This window comes from Micromonospora sp. LOL_015 (assembly GCF_048060275.1).
Taxonomy (GTDB): Bacteria; Actinomycetota; Actinomycetes; order Mycobacteriales; family Micromonosporaceae; genus Micromonospora_E.
Genome location: NZ_JBHMIO010000006.1, coordinates 222,505 through 242,263 on the forward strand (window position 1 = coordinate 222,505; position 19,759 = coordinate 242,263).

General features: G+C 62.5%; 13 protein-coding genes. 5 read left to right on the forward strand and 8 right to left on the reverse strand.

Features of this window, described 5'->3' with window-relative positions; all coding sequences use genetic code 11:
• Positions 1-107: 107 nt before the first annotated feature.
• Together ACFHWU_RS09030 and ACFHWU_RS09035 are read left to right on the forward strand one after the other, a co-directional pair.
• Positions 108-341 carry an Lrp/AsnC ligand binding domain-containing protein gene (locus tag ACFHWU_RS09030; protein ID WP_123600471.1) on the forward strand — a complete coding sequence of 78 codons (234 nt, stop codon included), beginning with the start codon at positions 108-110 and terminating at the stop codon, positions 339-341.
• A gap of 11 nt (positions 342-352) precedes the next feature.
• Complete coding sequence (locus tag ACFHWU_RS09035) at positions 353-1,021, forward strand: DUF3515 family protein (RefSeq protein WP_416590275.1); 669 nt, start codon at positions 353-355, stop codon at positions 1,019-1,021.
• A gap of 55 nt (positions 1,022-1,076) precedes the next feature.
• Here the strand turns inward: ACFHWU_RS09035 and ACFHWU_RS09040 are convergent, their stop codons facing one another.
• The 5 genes from ACFHWU_RS09040 to ACFHWU_RS09060 all read right to left on the reverse strand — a co-directional run bounded on the left by ACFHWU_RS09040 (position 1,077) and on the right by ACFHWU_RS09060 (position 15,829).
• Entirely contained in the window at positions 1,077-2,180 is a 1,104-nt protein-coding gene (locus tag ACFHWU_RS09040) for a D-alanine--D-alanine ligase family protein (protein WP_278167754.1), read from the reverse strand.
• A 522-nt stretch (positions 2,181-2,702) separates the two neighbouring features.
• On the reverse strand, positions 2,703-3,449 hold the full coding sequence (locus tag ACFHWU_RS09045) for a barstar family protein (RefSeq protein ID WP_416590276.1): 747 nt from the start codon (positions 3,447-3,449) through the stop codon (positions 2,703-2,705).
• 84 nt (positions 3,450-3,533) lie between these two features.
• Positions 3,534-10,280, reverse strand: a complete 6,747-nt coding sequence (locus ACFHWU_RS09050) for a polymorphic toxin-type HINT domain-containing protein (RefSeq protein WP_416590277.1) — start codon at positions 10,278-10,280, stop codon at positions 3,534-3,536.
• Positions 10,281-10,440: 160 nt separating this feature from the next.
• On the reverse strand, positions 10,441-13,950 hold the full coding sequence (locus ACFHWU_RS09055) for a LamG domain-containing protein (RefSeq protein WP_416590278.1): 3,510 nt from the start codon (positions 13,948-13,950) through the stop codon (positions 10,441-10,443).
• 142 nt (positions 13,951-14,092) lie between these two features.
• Positions 14,093-15,829 (reverse strand): LamG-like jellyroll fold domain-containing protein, encoded by a 1,737-nt coding sequence (locus tag ACFHWU_RS09060; protein WP_416590279.1) that lies wholly within the window; start codon positions 15,827-15,829, stop codon positions 14,093-14,095.
• Positions 15,830-16,252: 423 nt separating this feature from the next.
• On the opposite strand from ACFHWU_RS09060, the gene ACFHWU_RS09065 reads away from it, so the two are divergent.
• Together ACFHWU_RS09065 and ACFHWU_RS09070 are read left to right on the forward strand one after the other, a co-directional pair.
• The gene (locus ACFHWU_RS09065; RefSeq protein WP_416590280.1) at positions 16,253-17,128 is read left to right on the forward strand and encodes a helix-turn-helix domain-containing protein; all 876 of its coding nucleotides are present in this window, start codon (positions 16,253-16,255) and stop codon (positions 17,126-17,128) included.
• A complete protein-coding gene (locus ACFHWU_RS09070; RefSeq protein WP_416590281.1) occupies positions 17,125-17,325 on the forward strand; it encodes a DUF397 domain-containing protein in 201 nt (66 codons plus the stop codon). Before ACFHWU_RS09065 ends, ACFHWU_RS09070 begins: the two co-directional genes overlap by 4 nt.
• Before the next feature lie 341 nt (positions 17,326-17,666).
• On the opposite strand, the gene ACFHWU_RS09075 is transcribed toward ACFHWU_RS09070, so the two are convergent.
• Complete coding sequence (locus ACFHWU_RS09075) at positions 17,667-18,056, reverse strand: hypothetical protein (protein WP_416590282.1); 390 nt, start codon at positions 18,054-18,056, stop codon at positions 17,667-17,669.
• 173 nt (positions 18,057-18,229) lie between these two features.
• Positions 18,230-18,484 carry a hypothetical protein gene (locus tag ACFHWU_RS09080; protein WP_416590283.1) on the reverse strand — a complete coding sequence of 85 codons (255 nt, stop codon included), beginning with the start codon at positions 18,482-18,484 and terminating at the stop codon, positions 18,230-18,232.
• A gap of 473 nt (positions 18,485-18,957) precedes the next feature.
• Between ACFHWU_RS09080 and ACFHWU_RS09085 the strand changes: the two genes are divergently transcribed.
• Positions 18,958-19,176, forward strand: coding sequence for a transposase family protein (locus ACFHWU_RS09085; RefSeq protein WP_416590284.1), 219 nt, complete (start codon positions 18,958-18,960; stop codon positions 19,174-19,176).
• A gap of 19 nt (positions 19,177-19,195) precedes the next feature.
• Here ACFHWU_RS09085 and ACFHWU_RS09090 read toward each other — a convergent pair.
• Positions 19,196-19,759, reverse strand: a 564-nt coding sequence (locus ACFHWU_RS09090) for a hypothetical protein (RefSeq protein WP_416590285.1), incomplete at its 5' end; no start/stop codon positions are given.

Consider the following 19,759-nt stretch of genomic DNA (forward strand, 5'->3'; position numbering starts at 1 on the left):
CACCTCGATCATTGTCGTCTCCACTCGGGCACCGTCATGAATCCGGCCTGCTCCGTACGGTAGTTTCACGTTCGAGCCGCTCCCGGGCGGCGGATAGGAGTCGGGTCGTGGTCCAGGCATACATCCTCATCCAGACCGAAGTCGGAAAGGCACGCGACGTCGCCGACGCGATCGCGGACATCTCCGGCGTGGTCCGGGTGGACGCGGTGACCGGGCCGTACGACGTGGTCGTGCTCACCGAGGCGCACACCGTGGACGAACTCGGGACGATGATAGTCAGCCGGGTCCAGATGGTGCCGGGCATCACCCGGACCCTGACGTGTTCGGTGGTACGACTGTGACAACTGAGCAGGTGGACGTCTCTGCCGCCGGGTCGCCGGCCGGCAGCCCGGCTCCGGACGGACGGTCTCCGGACAGGCCGGCTCCGGGTGGGCCGGACCGGACGACCCGGCAGGCGGCGATCTGGGCGACCGTGGTGGCGTTGCCATTGACCGTGATCGTGGCGCTCGCCGCGTTCAGCCGGCTCGCCCCGGCCGGGTCCGACGACGACCCCGGTGCCGCCGCTGACCCGTCGGCGTCGGCGTCCGCCGGTGTCGCGCCGGTGCCGACCACGCCGGTGCAGATCGCCGCCGCGACGCTGGACGAACGCGCCGAGATCGTCTGCCGGGCGCTGGTCTCCCAACTGCCGGGTACGCTGCGCGACCTGCCGCAGCGGCGGGTCACCGCCGGCGCCGAGCAGAACGCGGCGTACGGCGAACCGCCGATCACCGTCGCCTGCGGGGTGCCGGCGGCGCAGTTCCCACCGACCGACCTGGTGTACGCGCTGGACGGGGTCTGCTGGCACGCCGCCGAGCAGGCCGACGCCACCGTCTGGACCACCGTCGACCGGGAGATCCCGGTGCGGGTGAGCGTGCCCGGCTCCTACGACGAACCGGGCCAGTGGGTGACCGCGTTCGCCGACCCGCTGATCGAGACGGTGCCCAGCGACGCGGATGCCGCCCCGCGCGGCTGCCGCGCCTGACTCTGGGTCCGGTCTCGGTCCGCTCCTCTGGTCCGGTCTCGGTCCCGGCGGTCGGTCAGCGCAGCCCGGTGCCCCGGCTGAGGGCGGTACGGATCAGCCGGTCCACCAGCTTCGGGTACTCCAGGCCGGCGGCCGCCCACATCCGCGGGAACATCGACGTCGGGGTGAACCCCGGCATCGTGTTGATCTCATTGAGGTAGATCTGGTCGTCGTCGGTGACGAAGAAGTCGACCCGGGCCAGCCCGGCGCAGTCCAGCGCGGTGAAGGTGCGGCAGGCGTAGTCCTGCACCTGCCGGGTGACCTGCTCCGACAACCCGGCCGGGATGTCGTACTCGCAGGAGTTGTCGAGATACTTGGCCTCGAAGTCGTAGAACTCGTGGTCGGTGACCACCCGTACCTCGGCCAGCAGGGACGCCTCGGGGCCGCCGCCGGCCTCGCCCTCGATCACCCCGCACTCGACCTCACGGCCGACGATCGCCGCCTCGATCAGCACCTTCGGGTCGATCTCCCGGGCGGTGGCGACGGCGGCGTCCAGGTCGGCCCAGTCGGAGACCTTGGTGATGCCGTACGACGAACCGGCGCGCGACGGCTTGACGAACACCGGCAGGCCGAGGCGCTCCTTGTCGGCGTCGCTGAGGCTCACCCCGGGGCGCAGCACCGCGTACGGGCCGGTCGGGATGCCCTCGACGGTGGCCAGCTTCTTGGTGAACTCCTTGTCCATCGCGGCGGCCGAGGCGAACACCCCGGCCCCGACGTACGGGATGCCGGCCATCTCCAGCAGCCCTTGGATGGTGCCGTCCTCGCCGTACGCGCCGTGCAGCGCCGGGAAGACGACGTCGACGCCGGCCAGGGCGGCGGCCGGGCCGTCGGCCGGGTCGAGCACCATGATCCCGTTGCCGGTCGGGTCGGCGGGCAGCACCACGGCCGAGCCGGACCGGTCGGTGATCTCCGGCAGTTGCCGGTCGGTGATGGCCAGCTGGCTGCCGTCGCCGGTGGTGAGCACCCACCGCCCGGCGCGGGTGATGCCGACCGGGACGATCTCGTACTCGTCGGTGTCCAGGGCGGCCAGGATGCTGCCGGCGCTGACGCAGGAGATCGCGTGCTCGGTGCTGCGGCCGCCGAAGACGATGGCGACGCGGGTCTTGGCTGGGCTGGTCACAGGGGTGCCTTTCGTTCGCGGCCTGCACGCGCCCGCCGGGCGAGGTCGGGGGAGCCCGGCGGTACGCGGTTCACGTCTTCGCGCTCACGCGGCTGACCCTACTCTGCGTACCCGCCCGCCGGGCCCTGACCGGCCCGGGATCCTCCTGATGATGCAAGGAGTAACCGCCGGGTAGCTGAGGCTGTTGAGCAGCGACGATCGCTCGGGCGGCATCGACTCGAACACCATCGCCGGACAGCAGGCTCTACTCACACGCCTGAGGTTGTCTGTGTTGATGAGGAGACGCAGTTCCAGGCCGCGACAGGATGCAGCCGCTGCAGCCGCCATCACACCTCGCATCGTTTGGGAGGCAAACGTCCCGGATTCGCCTGCATCAACCAGCCGACACAAGGGTGACCGGGGTCCTCTCAGCCACTCATCGCAGTCAGACTCGCGGCCCATAACTGAGTAATGCCAACCACGGCATCCGCTGCGCTGCCAGGTGGAATTTCCAACTCCGAACGATATTGACAACAAGAGATATCAGACATTCACTTCAATACCAAATTCCAGGAAAAGACTTACAACGGACTTTACAAAAGAACGACCCAACAAAATCTCAGAATCTGTAAAGTTTCGCCAGCAAACTCTTGAAAGTCGAGCTCCACCATAGGTAAACGAAAGGCAGTCAGCAACAGCGTCGAGGTTGGATCCGAAGTAGCCGCGAGGACCATTAGCTGCCTCACCTAAAGCGCAATAGAATCCCGCCCTAGTGCGCATCTCGGATCCGTCAAGTAGTAGATCCTCATTCGTGCCGTAGCGGCCGGCTCTACGACCACTTGCAAACCACGAGTTCTGGACAACGTGTAACCAGTCTTCCTGACGATCAACTGGCCACCGAAGCCATTCTCCCGCCTTTGGCGCCGCGTCCGACACCCAGTGTCGCCAGATCTCCTCAGCCCCTACATATTCACAGCGGCCGCCAAAGGATCGAAACGCAACACTCGTCACGACAACGCCTCCAACCGACGTCCTTTCAACCCCCCCACGCACTACGTGACCCACAAAATATTCGCCAACCTTGACCCTACGGCAATCGAAAATCTCTAGAGTACCATCTTCAGTTCGGGCCTTAATCTCATTAATTTCGCGCACTCCACGAAAAATGACTTTCGGTAATTCGTCCGCAACATCAACGAAAAATCCGGATAGATGGTCGCCCGCGACAAGCACCTCCCCAGTCCTTTCGTCAAATAGAACGTAGTGCGAAACTTCTACGTCGTTGCTCATCAACAGTCCTTGAATATATTTCCGATTCGGTCCGAACATCGATACAACAACCCCGGATCGCCGCATCGATCACTTCGCAACACATTAGTTCCAACCCGAGTCCGGAAAGTGTGGTGCACTGAAACGCTGAATCTTACGATAGTGCGTAGATGTCCAGCCATAGGCCTGTGCACCGTTAGGCAAAGTCTTCACGAGAATTCTATCCGAATCAGGCCGACCAGGAACACGATACTCCTTTGCATCCGCCCACCACGGATGCTCACCTCCGCGATACGTATCGTGAGAGGTGAGCCTCCCAGCCTTTACGTCGTCATACGCTTGGGCGATCTTGTTGTTCATACCCCGGGGAAGGGGATCCGACAACTTCCCCGGAGGGCAGTTCGTATTGTGCACGAGGACCGGCATGTTGCCGGCGAGCACATAATACGTGTGAATACCGGCAACCGTCAAGTTGTAAACGGTGGCAATATCAAGAGATCTCTCAACGTCGAGAACCGCTAGCGAAGACCCGTCGTTTGCCCGGAGCACTTCGCCCGCCTCTAGATCCTCGGCGTCATTCCAGTGACCGTCTGTAACGCTCCAGAACGGATGTTCGTTGGTAGCAACGACAGACCCTTCACGCTCGCCTGTCGACTGTGACTTGACAGCGACCCGGACAAGATGCTTGATGCCCGATCCGACTATAACCGCCGTCACCATTCGAGCCGCAGTTAGGCCACTCTCGGGATCGGTGGCGAGGACTTCATCCCCAACATTCACATCGGATATCTTTTTGGTGGAGCCGTCCGCCATGAGAACCTCGGTCTTGGCAGCGAAGCTGTTTTTGCAGGCGCTCAAGTTGATCCGATGACCGGTACCTATACCGCCACCAGCACCCCGCCTGCGACCGCCACCGACCCCACCAGGCATACCAAACATTCCGTGCACGACCCCGACGAGGAGTATGTTGTCGTCCTCGACCTTGATTCGGAAGTCGGTATCACAATGCCCTCTATCGCAGATGTGCCGCAGGACCGCGGTGGCTTCCAGGTCAGTCATCGCAGGATCACAACTCAGGAAATTCCCGCAGGCAAAATCGAAGTTGCACGCATGCTGGTCTTGACAATGTTCTTCGAGATAGCCAATCAGCTCGGCCGGACTAGGTCCACCAGAAGGAAGCGGATAACCATTCAGAAACGTCTGGCCGAAACCATTAGCCTCAACTTTATATCTAGGATTGAGAACATAAACAACCTTTTGAAACATATGGTCTGGAGCATTTTTTGGCGTATAATCATCAACCCTGTATGTTCCATCCTTTTCCTTCTCGCGATACGACCTGACGTGCCCAGCACTATCGCCGATAGCGTAGAGCCCTGTCGGGTCAGAGAAGGTGACGGGGCTGTTGTTCGCGTAATTGTATCCGTGCCACTGTTGCGGCTCTGCGAAATCCTGGACAGGGTCAACACTGGTGAACCGGCCAAGCTCGGAGTCATACTCGCGTGCTCCGATGTGAACGAGCCCTGTCGGATCGACATCGCCGCCAACGAAACCCTTGAGGTTCGGCCAGCTCGGCGCGCTGCCCCGAGGCATACCGTACGGCGTCTGCCTGCGACGCGTGACCGGCTGCGTGCTGGACGAGGTGACGGCTATTGAATGCGTCGACTGGTGGTCACCAACCAGCCAGGTCAGACCAAGCCCGTTCCTCATCGCGTAGACACCGTCAACGTACGTGTAGTAGCGGTCGGCGGTGGTCGACCCGGTAGAGGTGTTGTACCGAACCTCCATGTTCGGCAGGTACAGCGTCTTACCCGCACCATCCCGCCTGACCAGACGAGTCCCATCCGCGTCGTAGACGAAAGAATGATCGTCACCGGGGTCGTCAACCTCCGACAACCGTCCCTCGGAGTCCCAGTCCAAGACCTGCGTGCCAGACGTCGGGCTCGGCCGTGTCGCGGTGTTACCAGCAGAGTCATAGGTGAAGGAGGTCGAACTGCTGACGCCGGGACCGGTGGTCGTCACGGACAGAAGGGCATGCGGCCGGCTACCACCAGCGGCCGGGTAGCTGTACGACCGGACAGTGTCCCCACCTGCCGCGTGCGAGACCTCCGTCAGTCGGTTCCCAACACTGTCGAACGTCCAGGACAGCCAGTATGGCGCCGGCCCCCCGAGCGACCCTACGCTAGGCGACTGGGCACAATCACCGTTGCCCGGCGTCCACGCCTCGGTCAACTGGCGGAAGTAGTCGTGCTCAAAACACTGCGTATCAATAGCGCCACCAGTGGAAACATCGGCAATCCTGGTAATGTTGCCGGCAGGGTCATAGCTGTAGGTAACGTCCGCGATCTGTTGGGGAACCACCTGGCGGTTGGTACTCGCCTGAGTCAACCGGCGGGTCACGTCATCATAAATAAATGCCCGCTCGACGAATGCTGTTGACTCCGGCTGATAAACAATCAGTGCAGGATCACCGAAAGGTGTGTACTCGGTATTGGCCACGTACTGATCGGACACGCCGATAGCGACTCTTTCTGCAAGTCCGGTGACGGGGTCGTACTCGTACTTCAGGTTCTCGGACGGCAGGCCCCCCTTTGCTGGGTAGTAGCTTGAGGCCAGGCTGCCGTCGGCGTGATAGGTACGCCGGAAGGTGTAAGTCCCAGATAGCCCACTCTCACTAGACGGTATAACGTAGTCCTCGCCCATCGATTGATAGAAGGCGTCGTAACCACGAGTGCGGATCGTGTATGCGTCGTCGCCAATCCACCGGCTAGCCGTGTACAGCAGCCCTTTGGCCGTGCCAATCGTATCGTACGTCCACGTCGCACGCCGGTTCGTGGTCGAGATAGTGTCATCGTACACACCAACCTTACGTCCGAGCACGTCGTATTCGTATACGAGCACATCGCTGTTGGCATTGGTACTTTGGGTCAAATCGCCATAGTCGTTGTAGACACGAGTGCTCACACCTGCGTCTGGGTCGTCAGCGGAGATTCGCCGCCCACGTATATCGTACTCATAGCTCCACGTATTGCCTGCCGCGTCAATAACACTCTCTAGTTGATCCTTGCCATTGAAGGCATACATCGTGACGGCTGCGGGGTACGCAGTCGTGGCTCCCTTGTGCTGATGATGCTCTATAACATTCCCGCGAGCATCGACGACAGTAGTTGTCGGCGTATCTCCGATTGGCGGCGTCAAGTAGACGCGATCACCGCCATACTCTTTCGTCGTTCGCCATTTTTCGACACCGGGAGCGGTTCGTTGGATGACATGAGTAGTCCGATTAGCGCGGTCATACTCGATAACAGTCTGACTCTTGACCTCCCATTCGAGAATCGTCTGAAGGTCCGCACTGGGGCTTAGCCCTGCCACGTGATGCCAGTCATTGTTAACATGCGGGCGACCTGCCGCGTCGTAGACAGTCTCGGTCAAAATTGTCCCAGAGCCAGCGAGCCCTGCACGCTGGGTCTGCCGTGGGCGAAGCAGACCATCATACAACGCGTATGTGGTGATATAATTCGAGGAAGCATTTATCTCTTTTGTGATAACCGCGTTGACGTCGCCGGACTTCCGCACCACGTAGGAGTACTCAACGTTCGGGTCAGCCCCGCCACTCTTCGACCGGTTCGGCAGCCAGACCTTAGTCAGCCTACCCAAGGCATCGTAACCAAACTCGGTGCGGCGATTGTTGACATCTACATTGGCAGCTGCGATGCCCCAGGCCGGCTCGACTTCCTGAGTCGACACCCACCCCAAAGGCCCAGTGGTTGTTATGAGTGTCAGCGGACCACCCGCACTTGGCGTGTAGGCCGTCGTAGTCTTGTTATCCCGAACGTCCCAGCTCTCAGTTATTCGTCCGTATGCGTCGTAGCTCGCCCGCGTCGCCGTCAGCCAAGTCGTTGTACCTCCACCGGCTGGTGACCAGTCCTTCAAACTCTCCGTCCGGGTCACCTCGCCCTTGGTCGGGGCTACACCATAGGCTTGGCCGTCGAAGCTGCTTCGGACATCACCGATAACGTGCGTTGTAGATGTTGCCGCCTGTCCGCAAGCAAGCGCGAAGATCTGCACCCGCCCAGGAAGGTTAAGCAGGTTAATGCTTGCATTCCTGACGTATGTAGTCTTTTCGCATTTTTCATCGCCTGGCACGTCGGTCGCTCCGTTTGCAGACACCTCGCCCAGATCGTTGACTTGGGTGACCATGCCGTAGGTGTCGTAAGTGTTGACGACTTTGGTGGTCCGCCAGCCGCGGCCCCCATCGAGCAGTACGGACTCGTAGCTGGTGTCGATTCCCGCATAGCGTGCGTACACCGTCGAACTTCCGATGGTTCGAGTGGCGGTTGCGCCCGATTGCCAGGGCTTTGTCACGGTTTTTGACACTGGGGCGGTAGTAACGCCGTTGTAGACGACTCGCTCACGTACCATCCCTGACCAGGCGTCCTCGTCGTTTACTATGTCGCCTATCGAGGCACCTATTTGCACGCTGCGCGTCCCACCGGACGGCGATGCGCGGTCACCGTGCATACCCCGCAAGTAGCTGGTCTCGGTCAAGGTCTGTGAACCAGGTGCGCCGACACGGGTCCGCACCTTCTCATAACCTCGGTAGTCTGACCATGTCCGATAGGCATCGGGAGTAATCCCGTCGTCCACGGTGTAGTGCCACGCGGGTGTCCCGAGATACTCATATTCCGTCACTACCGGGATACCACCGCCGGTCCAGTCGGTTTCGGTGACCGCCTTCACCAGGTACTTATGGAAGTAGTCGGTCTCAACCCCACCACCGGGCGCCTCAGTCAACACCGGATAACAACGCATCGTATTGGCATGTGCCGCAGATGGCATCTGGCTGCCGGGGACACACTGTGGATCCGAGTATGCCACCGAAATCTGACCACCGCTTTCAGTCCAGATCTTACTGATTCGATTCCAGTTCATTGCCGGCTTCGTGTCGCCGACGGTGTCGACTCGGTTGGGCAGCTGCACCTGCCCAAAGGTGACCGAAGGCAAGGTGATTGAAGTGGCACCAGCGTGCCCAGTGTGTTCGATGGCATCGAGCCAGAGCGCCGGGCTCGTACCACTACCGGTGGGCAGGAAGTCGTGGGTGAGAGTCCAAGAGTCGACCGTCCGGTAGCTACCGGCACCGGCATCCCAGATCTTTGTAGTCACCGAAGCCAGACGGCTGGTCGACCAGAAGGTTGGCGAGAACAGGTCGGTACAGGTCGAACCACTGCACTCCTGGTCCCAGGGGGTGTCCGGCCAATTCTCCCCATGCGACGAGCATGATGACAGACACCGGTCGCTGCTCGCGAAAACGACCTGCATTGGAACTGGCGCCGTCGTGTAAACCGTGTCGGTACCGCCACGATTATCTGTGCCGTAGTCGATGCGCTGCAGCACTCCAGCGCGAGTGTACGTGACAGCGTCGCTCGCGGTAATGTTCCGCCCATATTTGTTTGTTTGGCGTGAGTACCACAGAGACATCGTGTTGCCGTGTAGGTCGACCACGTAGTCAAGGTTCCAGCGCCACGCCTGATTACAGAACGACGTCGTAAACGAGGCTTGTCGGCACGGCTCACCAGAGTGGTTGCCGGCCACCGGAACAGCCCACACAGATTCCGTCATAGCCTTGCCAGTAGTCCATCCCGGGAGCCGGTTTCTGCCGAAATAGTACTGGATCCCTGCAGCAGTCGTAACTCTCCAGTATTCGTTATCGTTGTCGGCGTTGACAGTGTTCGTCAAACGCTCGATCCTTGAACCATCGTCGGTCTTGGGCCGCCATTCGCCGGAAACTCCGTCGCGAATAAGCTCGACCGAACTACCGTTGAGAGAGAGAATAGCGTTGTCACGCGACCAGCAGAGGTCACCAGTTTCAGTCGAGTTGTTGGCACCGGAACTCATGTCATCGCGACATGGACGATAGCGCCTTTCGATGAAACCAGGCGCATACTCAAAGCCCTCGCCGATCCACGAAGGCTGATTATTGGTAGCTTCGCTTCGTCCATCGACACCTGCAGACGAATACGCCAGTGACACTTCCGGTTGCGGCCCGCCGATCGACGGCGGAACGCGCATCGGATACGTCCATGCAAAATTGCCAGCGTTACCACCTGCAGACCACGTCGACGTCGGCTGCAATTGGGTTGCACTATAGTCACCAGCAGGCGATGAGGAATCGGCCATAAGAGCAACAGTCGTGCTGGAACTGGCTGCACCTTGCTCGCCCACATCGATATCTGCGGTAACCCGCTGTTCCCGGAGATCATTGTGAGATGGCAGGGGTTGGACGTCGCATGTGGAAGTTGCAGACAAGGCAGATCGACAACCGGTCAACCGAACCATTCGCAAGCGAAGTGCCCAATCCGCCCCATAGGCTTCCGCAAAGTCGGAGTAGTCGACGGTCACGGTAACTCGGTCGGAACCCAAATAACTTCCGGTGGATGCGATCCGCATAACGACACCGGCATGCAGGTCGCTTTGGACGGCCGCACGGTCTAGGACTTCGACTCGAAATTCGCGGCGTTTCTCGGCTCTCACGGTAGATTTGGTGTCGGCGAGCGACAACCAGATTGGCGATCCGGGTACTCGCGCCTGCTGCCGCGGCGCTGGTTCGCCAAGCCGGCGGGCTTGGTCGCGGGTCATCCCTGCGCTCGGAAGCTGGACCCGGGCAGTGCCGGGCTCAGGCCACACTGGTGGTGCTGGCGATTTCCACTGGACGCTGGCCGTCGCACCGTCCGGGCTGGGACGGCTCTCAACCTCCTTCACCTGTACCGGGTCCGGTTGCACAGCCTGCAGCCGGGCCGGCCCCGCAGCAGCCGGCTGGATCGGCGGGACCGCCGCAGCAAGCGAGATCGCCATGACGGACGCGAGTATGACCGCCGCAGGCCGACGCCACCGACGGTGCGCTGACAACGGTTCGCCGCGGCGTGCCCGCCGCCAACGCTTGTGCGTGGCTGACATGCTGGTCATCGTGTCGACCTCCAGGTCGGATCGGGCACGGACGGTGCATATTCCGCTGTCACAACGTTGAATAAAGGTTCAGCACCAAACGCGGATTCACCACGCCCGCGTATACCGTCACTTGGTCGATGCTGCCTGGAAAGAAGCTCTGAAGGCCTCCGTTCCAGCGTTCTCTCGCGAGCGTGAGGGAACCTGTTGCGAACCATGTCATGGGCGAACTGAGAGAAACCGCCCCGCTAGGTTGCCCGTTCACATAGAGAAGGATCTCCTCGGAGCCCGCGTCGTAGACGCCAACCAGATGGAACCACTCCCCTGGCACGGGCGTGACGGCCGATGTAGCCAATCCGAGGGTAGCGGCATTGTTGGTGTCGCCACTTTGCATCCAAAAGGCCCACTGTTCGGTCGCTGCCTGGTAACCGAGTAGGAAGGCATCCGCTTGTGCCCCGCCCTGAGCAACCGCGACGACGTCGCCGGTGGGCAGAGGATCGCTGGGATCCCCGTCGAGTTGAAGCCAAGCTGAAACGGTAAATGATTGGTCGGTCCGAATCACCGGTCGATCTGCAGAGGTGAACGGATCGGTAGTGGATGCGTATCCACCAACTCCATCAAACCAGGCGGCGTCGTTCTCATCGTGGCCATCATTGGTGAAAGCTGCGCCGGGCGGGTCGGAGTCCCAACCCTGAAGGTATATGTGCCTGCTCCAAGGATCCACATCGAAGGCCTCGTCGCACCAGCAGTCAACCGATCCAGCAAAGTCCCAGTCACCAACGCTGGTTGGAGCCAGAATACCGGGCGTGGCCTGGGTCCCAGCTTGTGGATCGGTGTTGGTACCGTGCAGGTCGTCAGAAACAAGGACTCTGTCCCATATCCGAAGATCCGTCACCTCGCCACGCCAAGTGTCGGTCTGCGAGCCATACCACAGGGCCCGACCGACGACGAGTGGACCTGTGGATGTCCACGGTGTCGCTGCTCGGGTTGTCTCCGCCGCCAGTTCGCCGTTCACGTAGAGGTGCATCATGCCGAGCTCAGCATCGTGGACTGCGGTCAGGTGCGTCCATTTTCCGACGTCTGCTGTAGTCAGCGGCACTGTCGAGTCCGCTCGATGGTTGGTACCGGTTGCAGGCGAATCACCCATCATGAATGACCAATATGGCGCAGGCGGGTTACCAAGGTAGCGGAATCCGAGGTAGAAGCCGCTGAAGTCGCTATCGTCCTGGCTTACCGCCGTGCGGTTTCCGGTTGTAAGTGATGAGGCTCGCACCCACGCCGTAACGCTGAACGACCCTGCGGTGTCCAACTCCGGCACATTCGCCGTCGCGGTACCGTAGATGTTGGTGGGCGACTCGGTCACGCTGTCAAAGAACGGAACGCTCTCGCCGATCAACCGCGTGTCGCCCGGCCAAGTCACGTCACCGGTCGCTGTCAGGTCGGCGTCGCCGACAACATCGCTCAACCCGTGTCCGTTGACGGTGTCAAGTGGCCAGTGACCGATCGGTGCGGACGGCGAGCCAACTAGAAACTGGTACGGAGCCGTCGGGCTCGGCGTACCTGCGCTGTCCTTGCTGAAGACGTACAACACGTTCGTGCCGTGCTTCGGCGGGGTTAGCGCAACTGTGTGCGATGCTCCCGGCGATACGGTGACCTGGTTGCTTGGTGGATTGCTCCAACCGTAGACATAGGTGGTCACGTCTGTGGCTCCGGCGGTGAAGGTGAACGTGCCGGATTCTCCCGGGCCGCCGTGCGCCGTCGGCCCAGATGGGTAGGTGGTGGAGCTGATTCCCGGGGCGGGCGGCGCACTGGCGTTGACGGTGAACTGACAGCTCGTGGACCAGTCGGAATCGGCATGACTGTCGTTGGCACGCACTCGCCAGGCGTACGTTTTGCCCTCGGCCCCCGCCCCGAGATTGAGGGTGACCTCGCCGAAATTGTTGGCTGGACGCGACGGGCCGGTGACCAGGGTGGCTCCGCCACCCACTTGTCTCCACTCGAACGTGCCGACTAGGGTGTCCGATTCGTCCGAGTCGCGATACCGGGCACGCAGCGTCGGCGATGTTGTGCCGACGATGCCGTTGCAGGCGACCGCCGACGTGGTCAGCTCGGTCGGGGTACCCGGTCGGGAGTTGTAGTTGACGATCAACCAACTCTGGTCAACGTAGAACCTCTTCCACCTGTCCTGGTTCCACTCGTACTGCCCAGAGGGGTTACAGGCGCACAGCCCGACGGTGTAGCCGCTCCACTGCTGGTTGACCGAGTACTGCACGTCGTTGGTCACGGCGGAACCGCCGAACTCGACGTTGACGTCGTCCTGGATCACGCCGCACCCACCGGCCTCGTTCGCGTTAGCGTCCTGCGCCCCGAGGTAGGCCGATGTTGGCAGTGGACGTGCACCCCAGGACATCCGCGGCGTGTCGTTGATCCCTGCCGTCCGGAAAAGATGCACCCAGGTCGGCGAGCAGGACCAGGAGTGGTCGAGGCGCATACGCACCTCGGCGGAGAGGATCTGCTTGCTACGAACTGGCCAAATGTTGAAGCGGAAGTAGGACCGGTAAAGGACGTCGTCGTACGGATTCCGCCCAACCCAGGCCTGGTTTTCCACATCCCAGTTGTTGTTGCTGTTGTTCGCGTACGCCCATGAGGTGCTCTTGTTCTCGAATGCCGGATCGATGAACACCGGGTAGATCGTCTCCGGGCCGTTCAGCACCGCCGGGTCCGGCAGGACTTCCAGGTCGCCAGCGGCAACGTCCACGTCGATGGCCGCCTTGGCGGCGGCTGGACCGGGGCCGGCAGCGGTCGACGGCTCCGGAGGTTCTGCAGCAGCGGTAACGGCGCCGCGTCCGCCGTCGGTTACCTCGCCGCCGTTTGCCGGGTCGACCGACGAGTCCCACATCGACGCGGTCGGGGTGACCCCGACCGTCCGTCCCTGGGAGTTGGCAAGTCGGAGCCCGCCATCGGGCAGCGGCTCCGGCGCAATGTCACCACCGAGGATGTAGCGCACTCGGGCCAAGTCCGGGTGGGCAGCCGCTTGAGCGGTCTTGACCTCCAGGACGTGCTTGAAGCCTGTCGCCGTGGCCATCACATGCAGGTCGACGTCCGGTAGAACCGAGGCGTACACAGCCGTGTCAGCTTGCACGGTCGGCGTAGGAAGCGGATCAGGCCACGACAGGGTGAAGTCTTCTCCGTCGACCTCCAGGGTTACCAGCGGGGCCGTTCCGCCACCGCTGAATGTCACGTTGGCAGTCGTCGCCGCCGGGGCGAGCCGGCCATCCGGCTGCGCCGCCAGATCGGTCGATACCGGCACCCACGAGTCGGTCCCGGTCCGGATCCGCTGAGGCACGACGGCCGACTCCAGCGTGCGGGTGCCGTCAGGTTCCACGTAGACCTGGGAATACTCGTCACGTTCATCGAGGGCCTCGACACGGGCGGCACAGGCAAGCGCAATCCGCTCGGCCTCAGCCGACGTGGCGACCTGGTCAACGCACTGCGGCTCGGGCGCTTCGGCTTCTGCGGGCATGGACGGGAGCACAACCACACCAGCCAGCATCAGCACGATGGCCGTCAGGGTCCGCACCCCACGTTGGTGCGGCCTACTCGAACGGGTCAGGACGGGCGGTGTCGTGCTGACATCCACTAAAGACTCCCGCGACTTGTAGCAACTGTAGGACGGCGTTTCAATCGAGGCAGCATCGTGACTGCTGATGCGCCAGGGCGGGCTACGTCAGTGAGTGCCGGTCGGTGATCAGCCAGGCCGGGACCGGGCCGGAGTGTGCCTCGATGCGGCTCACCCGGCCAGGGAAGAAGCCGGTCAGCCCCGCAGCTCCTGCCCCGGCCCCGACGGTCAGCGACCCGGGCGCGGTCCAGCTCGGTGGCGCAGGCACCGCCACCGGGTCACCGGCCACACCGTCGATGTAGAGGGTGAGTGTCGCCGCACCCGCGTCGTACACCCCGGCGAGATGCGTCCACTGGCCGGGTACCGCCTCGGCCGGACTCGCCGCTACGGCCAGGTCGGGCAGGCCGGCGTCGTCCGCCCCACGCAGCCGGAACACCCACCGCCCGTCGCTGGCCCGGTATCCAAGCTGGAACGCGTCCGTCTCGTCGCCGCCCTGGGCGAGCACCACCGCGTCGCTGCCGGGCAGTGGATCTGCCGGGTCACCGTCGAGACGGGCCCAGAGCAGCACCCCGAAAGAATGATCGGTACGCAGCACCGGACGCGGGACCGGATCGTACGGGCTGGTGGTCGAGGCGTACCCGCTCGTCCCGTCGAACCAGGCCGCGTGGCCGGTCGGGGCACCGGAGTCGTGGACGAACCCCGAGGTCTCCGGCACGGTGTCCCAGCCGGCGAGGTAAAGGTTGCGACCCCAGGAGCCGAGGTCGAACTCGTCACCGCACCAGCAGTCAGCCGAGTAGTCGAATCCCCACAGCCCAACTTGTCTCGGCGTCAGCACACCGAACAGCTCAGGAAGCGTGTCACCGGGATCGGCAAAGCGACCATGCAGGTCCTCCAGGTCCGCCACCCGGCTCCACAGCAGGACGTCCGTCACGCCGCCGGCCCACCACTGCGCCGGTGCGCCGTCGCTGAAGCCTCGGCCCACCGTGAACGGCCCAGCCGCCTGCCACGGGGTAGCCGCGAACGCGGCCTCAGCGGCCAGAGCTCCGTTGACGTACAACTGAAGCAGTCCTTCGTCGGCGTCGAACACGCCGGTCAGGTGGGTCCAGCGGTCGACGTCGGAAGCGGCGATCGGCGCGGGACGGTACGCGGAGATCAGCGGACTCGACGCAGCCGTACCCGTCGGCACGGTGAACGCCCAGTGCGGAGCCGGTGGGTCGCCGAGTTGGCGGATGCCCAGCTGAAAGCCACCGGCACCGGTCCCGTCGGCACCGACGGCGGTGCGATCGCCAGACAGGTCAGCTGGCCGGACCCAGGCGGCGGCGCTGAACGAGCCCGAGGTGTCGAGCGCGGACACCGCTGCGGTGGCCGCACCTGGGACGTCGGCCGGGTCTTCGGCGACTGCGTCGAAAGCCGGCGTGCTCGCCTCGATCAGGTAGGTGTCCGGTGCCCAGGTGACGTCGCCGCTCGGGACCAGGTCGGGACCGCCTGAGCGGGCACGGAAGCGCTCGTTGTTGGTGTCGATCAGCGGCCAGTGCCCGATCGGCGACGGTCGCGAGGTGACCAGGAAGGGGTACCTCGTCGTCGGGCTGGACCGGCCGTACTCGTTGCGGGCGTAGACGTACAGGGCGTTGAAGCCGTCGCGCGGTGGGGTGAGGGTCAACGTCACGCTCGCCCCGGGGGCGACGGTCACCGTGGTGCCTGCCGGGTTGCTCCAGCCGTACACGTAAGCGACGACGTCGGGCGATGACGTACTGAAGGTGAACTCACCCGCGATGTCCCGACCGCCGTGCGACACGCCGTCGTCGGGGTAGTCGACCGAGGTCACGGTCGGCGCCGGCACCGGGTCTCCGGGTGGATCGGCGACCGCCGGCCCGGGTGTGCTCAGCGTCAGTGCGGCGGCTGTGGCTGCTGCGGTGGTGGTGGCCAGGATCTGTGGCCAGCGATGTCGTGGGCGGCTCGGACGGATCGGCGGCGTCTGGGCAGCATCCACTAGGGACCCCCGTGGCTATGCGTCATGTACGTCCGACCCTAGAGATCCATGTCCGTATCTGTAAAGGGGGCATCACGATCCGCTACCACAAACCTCCCTCACCGGACATCGAGTGACACAGAGTCATCAGTCGGGTACGACCGGCCAGGCGTACAACTCTGACGAAATCCCGTCGACGTTGAGCCGAGCCACCCGTCCACCGATTGACGGAGTTCATAAGTCCACTAGTGACGGCAGGATGGGTCGGGTCGAGCATCCCAGGAGGTGGTAGCCATGTCCCCGTCCGTGTTGAACTCGTCCGTACCGCGCCGACGACTGGGCCGGGAGCTGCGTCAGCTGCGCGAGCGGCTGACCCAGCTGCCGCAGACGTCGGTCGCCAGCGAGCTGGAGTGGTCGGCGACGAAGCTGTGGCGGATGGAGCGCGGCGAGGTCCCGGTCCGCTCCGGCGACGTCGTGCTGCTCTGCGAGTTGTACGGCGTCGACGAGGAGACCACCGAGATCCTTGCCGCGTTGGCGACCAAGACCAGGGAGAAGGGCTGGTGGCACGACTACGCCAGCCTGCCGTCCTGGTTCGAGCTGTACGTGGGCCTGGAAGAGGCCGCCAGCCGGATCCGCGTCTATCAGAGCCAGCTCATCCCGGGCGTGCTGCAGACCCGGGAGTACGCCACCGCAGTCTTCACGAAGGACGTCGACGGCGTGCCCCGTCACCAGATCGCCGACCGGGTCGCGGTGCGGCTGGGCCGGGCCCGACTACTGACCCGGCTGGAGCCGCAGGCGCCGGAGTTCGACATCGTCGTCGACGAGGCGGTGCTGCGTCGCGTGGTCGGGTCGCGCCAGATCATGGCGGCGCAGGTGCGCCGGCTCGCCGACGCCGGCCGGCTGCCGAACGTATCCGTCCGGGTCCTGCCGTTCTCGTCCGACCTGCACGCCGGGGTGCTGACCGGCGGACTGTTCACCATCCTGGACTTTCCCGAGCAGTACGAACCCACCACCGTCTACCAGGAGTCGATCACCGGCGCGCTCTTCCTCGACAAGCAGGCCGAGAGCGACCGGTACGCTTGGGTCTACCACGACATCCGGTCGGCCGCGCTGAGCGAGGCCGAGTCGCGGGCGCTGCTGCTGGACACGGCGAAGGAGTACGAGCCATGACCGACCTGACCGGTGCCACCTGGCGCAAGAGCAGCCGATCGAACAGCCAGGGCGATTGTGTCGAGGTGGCCGACGGGCTGGCCGGCGTGATCCGCGTACGCGACTCCAAGGACCCCACCGGCGCGGTCCTGACCATCTCCCCCGCCGACTGGTCGGCCTTCGTCGCCGCCACCAAGACCGGCACCCTCACCGCCTGACCGCACCCCGCCAGCGCGCTGGCGGGGTGCAAACCGCACCTCGGTGGACTCGTCGCTGACCAGAATCGTCCCGCCGGGTAGCGACCAGTTGCCGGAGTCGGCGCGTCGGTGCATCAGCACCCGACCGCGACCGTCGGTGACGATCGCCGAACCTCCCGGGACGATCCCGGTCGCCCTCGGCGCGGCCAGGTCGCGGTAATAGTCACGGCGTCGGGTCACGACACCTCCCGATACGGGTACGGAGTGCAGGTCTGAGCCAAGTCGGGTGACTGCTCCCCACGGAAGTCGGCCGACACCTGCGCCAGATCGGTCACCAACCTGACCACCTTTCCCACGATGCTTCAGCGGCGCCACCCCATCCGCCACAGGTCGGATATCAGATGGCGCAAAAATGGCAGCTGTCCATCGATCTGCATTCCACCGTTTTCCCGTATCAATGCAGAGAATCTTATCCACGGAATAAACCCAATTGCGAACGAAGTTACACACCCAAAGACACAACCCGCCACCAACATGCCAATGAACTTAGATGCGACTACCAGCTCCAATATTAAAATCAGGAATAGACCAGCCAGGAAGCACACCAAGAAGCCCCTGATCCCCCAAATCATCATCCTATACATAGTCGTGCTACGATATTCTTCATCATGGAGATCTGACATCGAATTGTCACCACCATTTCCAGCACTTGATGATCCAGGTTTAGCTACACCACCCTCACCGAAGGACACGCCCGCACCTCCGGGCCCAGGGGTCCGGCAACCCCTGCCCGGGCATACTGGACGAAGGATCCGGGAAGCTTCGCCCCAGGGGTCAACACCTCCCGACGAGCAGCCTCGGCACTCGATTGCGATCCGCACGCCCCGGCGACAGACCGCAGCCCACTGCAGTCAAGCCCGACAGCTCAGGGCCTGGGCCGCCACCTCTTCAGGGCAAAAAGGTCAACCGCGACCATGCCGAACAGTTTTGGCCCACGTTCAAATACGTTCACACCCGATAAGTTCGTTAATTCTTTGACGCTACGATTCATGGTAATTATCAGCATTTGCACAACAAAGACTCCTATTGCAAATGTCACAAACACGACCAGCAATATCGGCACCAGTATCCCAACGGGGCCACCGAGCACCACCGCCAGAACAAAAACCAAGAAGGTCAAGGCTAGAAGTATAATAACGCGAATCCCGATCAGGACTCGCCAATATGCAGAAGCTTCACGGACACGACGAACGAGATCGTCAGATGACTCTACCATTCAAACCACCTCCCAACTCGAGTGTTGACAACCCCGCCACTATATGAGACCGAAATAATAGGAGCGCCTACGTTTCATCCACCAAAACCCGCAGTGTATTGCATTGCACAGTGTACGGATTGCCGAAGGCAACCTCTGCCCCGAGAATCGGACCTTCTCCAACCGTTCCCGACACGAAGGGTTGAGCACCTTCCAAGAGGCCTATTCAGCGGACCTCCGACCCGCTACAGTAGACCCCAAATAAAAGGACGATCCACCCTTCCGTAGGATGGAGTTACCACACCCATCTCAAAGAAAAGCGGACCGCCGAACATGTATCATGCCACTGGCTTCACCACGGAGCAGATCCGCGACCTCTGCGTGCTGGTCCGAACCGAATGCCAGGATACGGCAACCGGCTCGCGCCCGACAACCGCGCCTACAACCGACTGCTACGCGGCCTGCGGGGTCACGGCGAACGCGGCTTCGCCATCCTGACCGGACGGTGGAAGGCGCTACGCCACATCACCGCCAGCCCGCGCAGGATCGGCGACATCGTCGCCGCCGCCCTGCATCTGACTCACTTCGAATACAAATACCTACCCGAAAGTCGGTGAGATCACCTCACTGGATGGATCACCCACCACGGGAGGCGTACACATATGCACGCACGTCCGCAGAGTTCGGCACTTGCTGAACAAGCGCATCTACACTATAAAGATTTGCAATACCCATGCCGAACTTCTGAAAGATCTCCTCCGATCCGATACCCCATTCTAAGCGGTGAATGATTTCTTCATCCATCCAAGGCTCCCGGTACAGGAGAGGTTGCTCTGCTTCTTTTCCGCCGAATGAGCTCGCTTGAGACAGATCCCGCATCTCGTTCGCTTGGAGGAAGTTGTTCATGCAATCAACCGGTGACTCGAGTTTCAGATAAATCTTGTAGTAGTAGCCGAGCCCATTATCGACCAACGCGTACCTCAGGCCGTCCTGCATGCACTCCGGAACCGTGAGTTCAGCTCGCCGCAGGCCCTCATACAACGACAAATCTCCACTGTCAACATCGTATGCCCGCGGGTCCGGCGGCGGCCGGTCCTGGTCGGCGCATCCACCGCCAACGACCACGCCGAGCAATACTAAGCCTCGATCCACCGACGCGGTTCGTCTTGAGCTCGGTTGAGTAGTTTCGGTATTGGGTGG

Bases quoted from the DNA above. Each gene is read 5' to 3' on its own strand.
- ACFHWU_RS09085 (WP_416590284.1), top strand. From the start codon at position 18,958: ATGCCAGGATACGGCAACCGGCTCGCGCCCGACAACCGCGCCTACAAC.
- ACFHWU_RS09050 (WP_416590277.1), bottom strand. From the start codon at position 10,280: ATGGCGATCTCGCTTGCTGCGGCGGTCCCGCCGATCCAGCCGGCTGCT.
- ACFHWU_RS09045 (WP_416590276.1), bottom strand. From the start codon at position 3,449: ATGAGCAACGACGTAGAAGTTTCGCACTACGTTCTATTTGACGAAAGG.
- ACFHWU_RS09065 (WP_416590280.1), top strand. From the start codon at position 16,253: ATGTCCCCGTCCGTGTTGAACTCGTCCGTACCGCGCCGACGACTGGGC.
- ACFHWU_RS09070 (WP_416590281.1), top strand. From the start codon at position 17,125: ATGACCGACCTGACCGGTGCCACCTGGCGCAAGAGCAGCCGATCGAAC.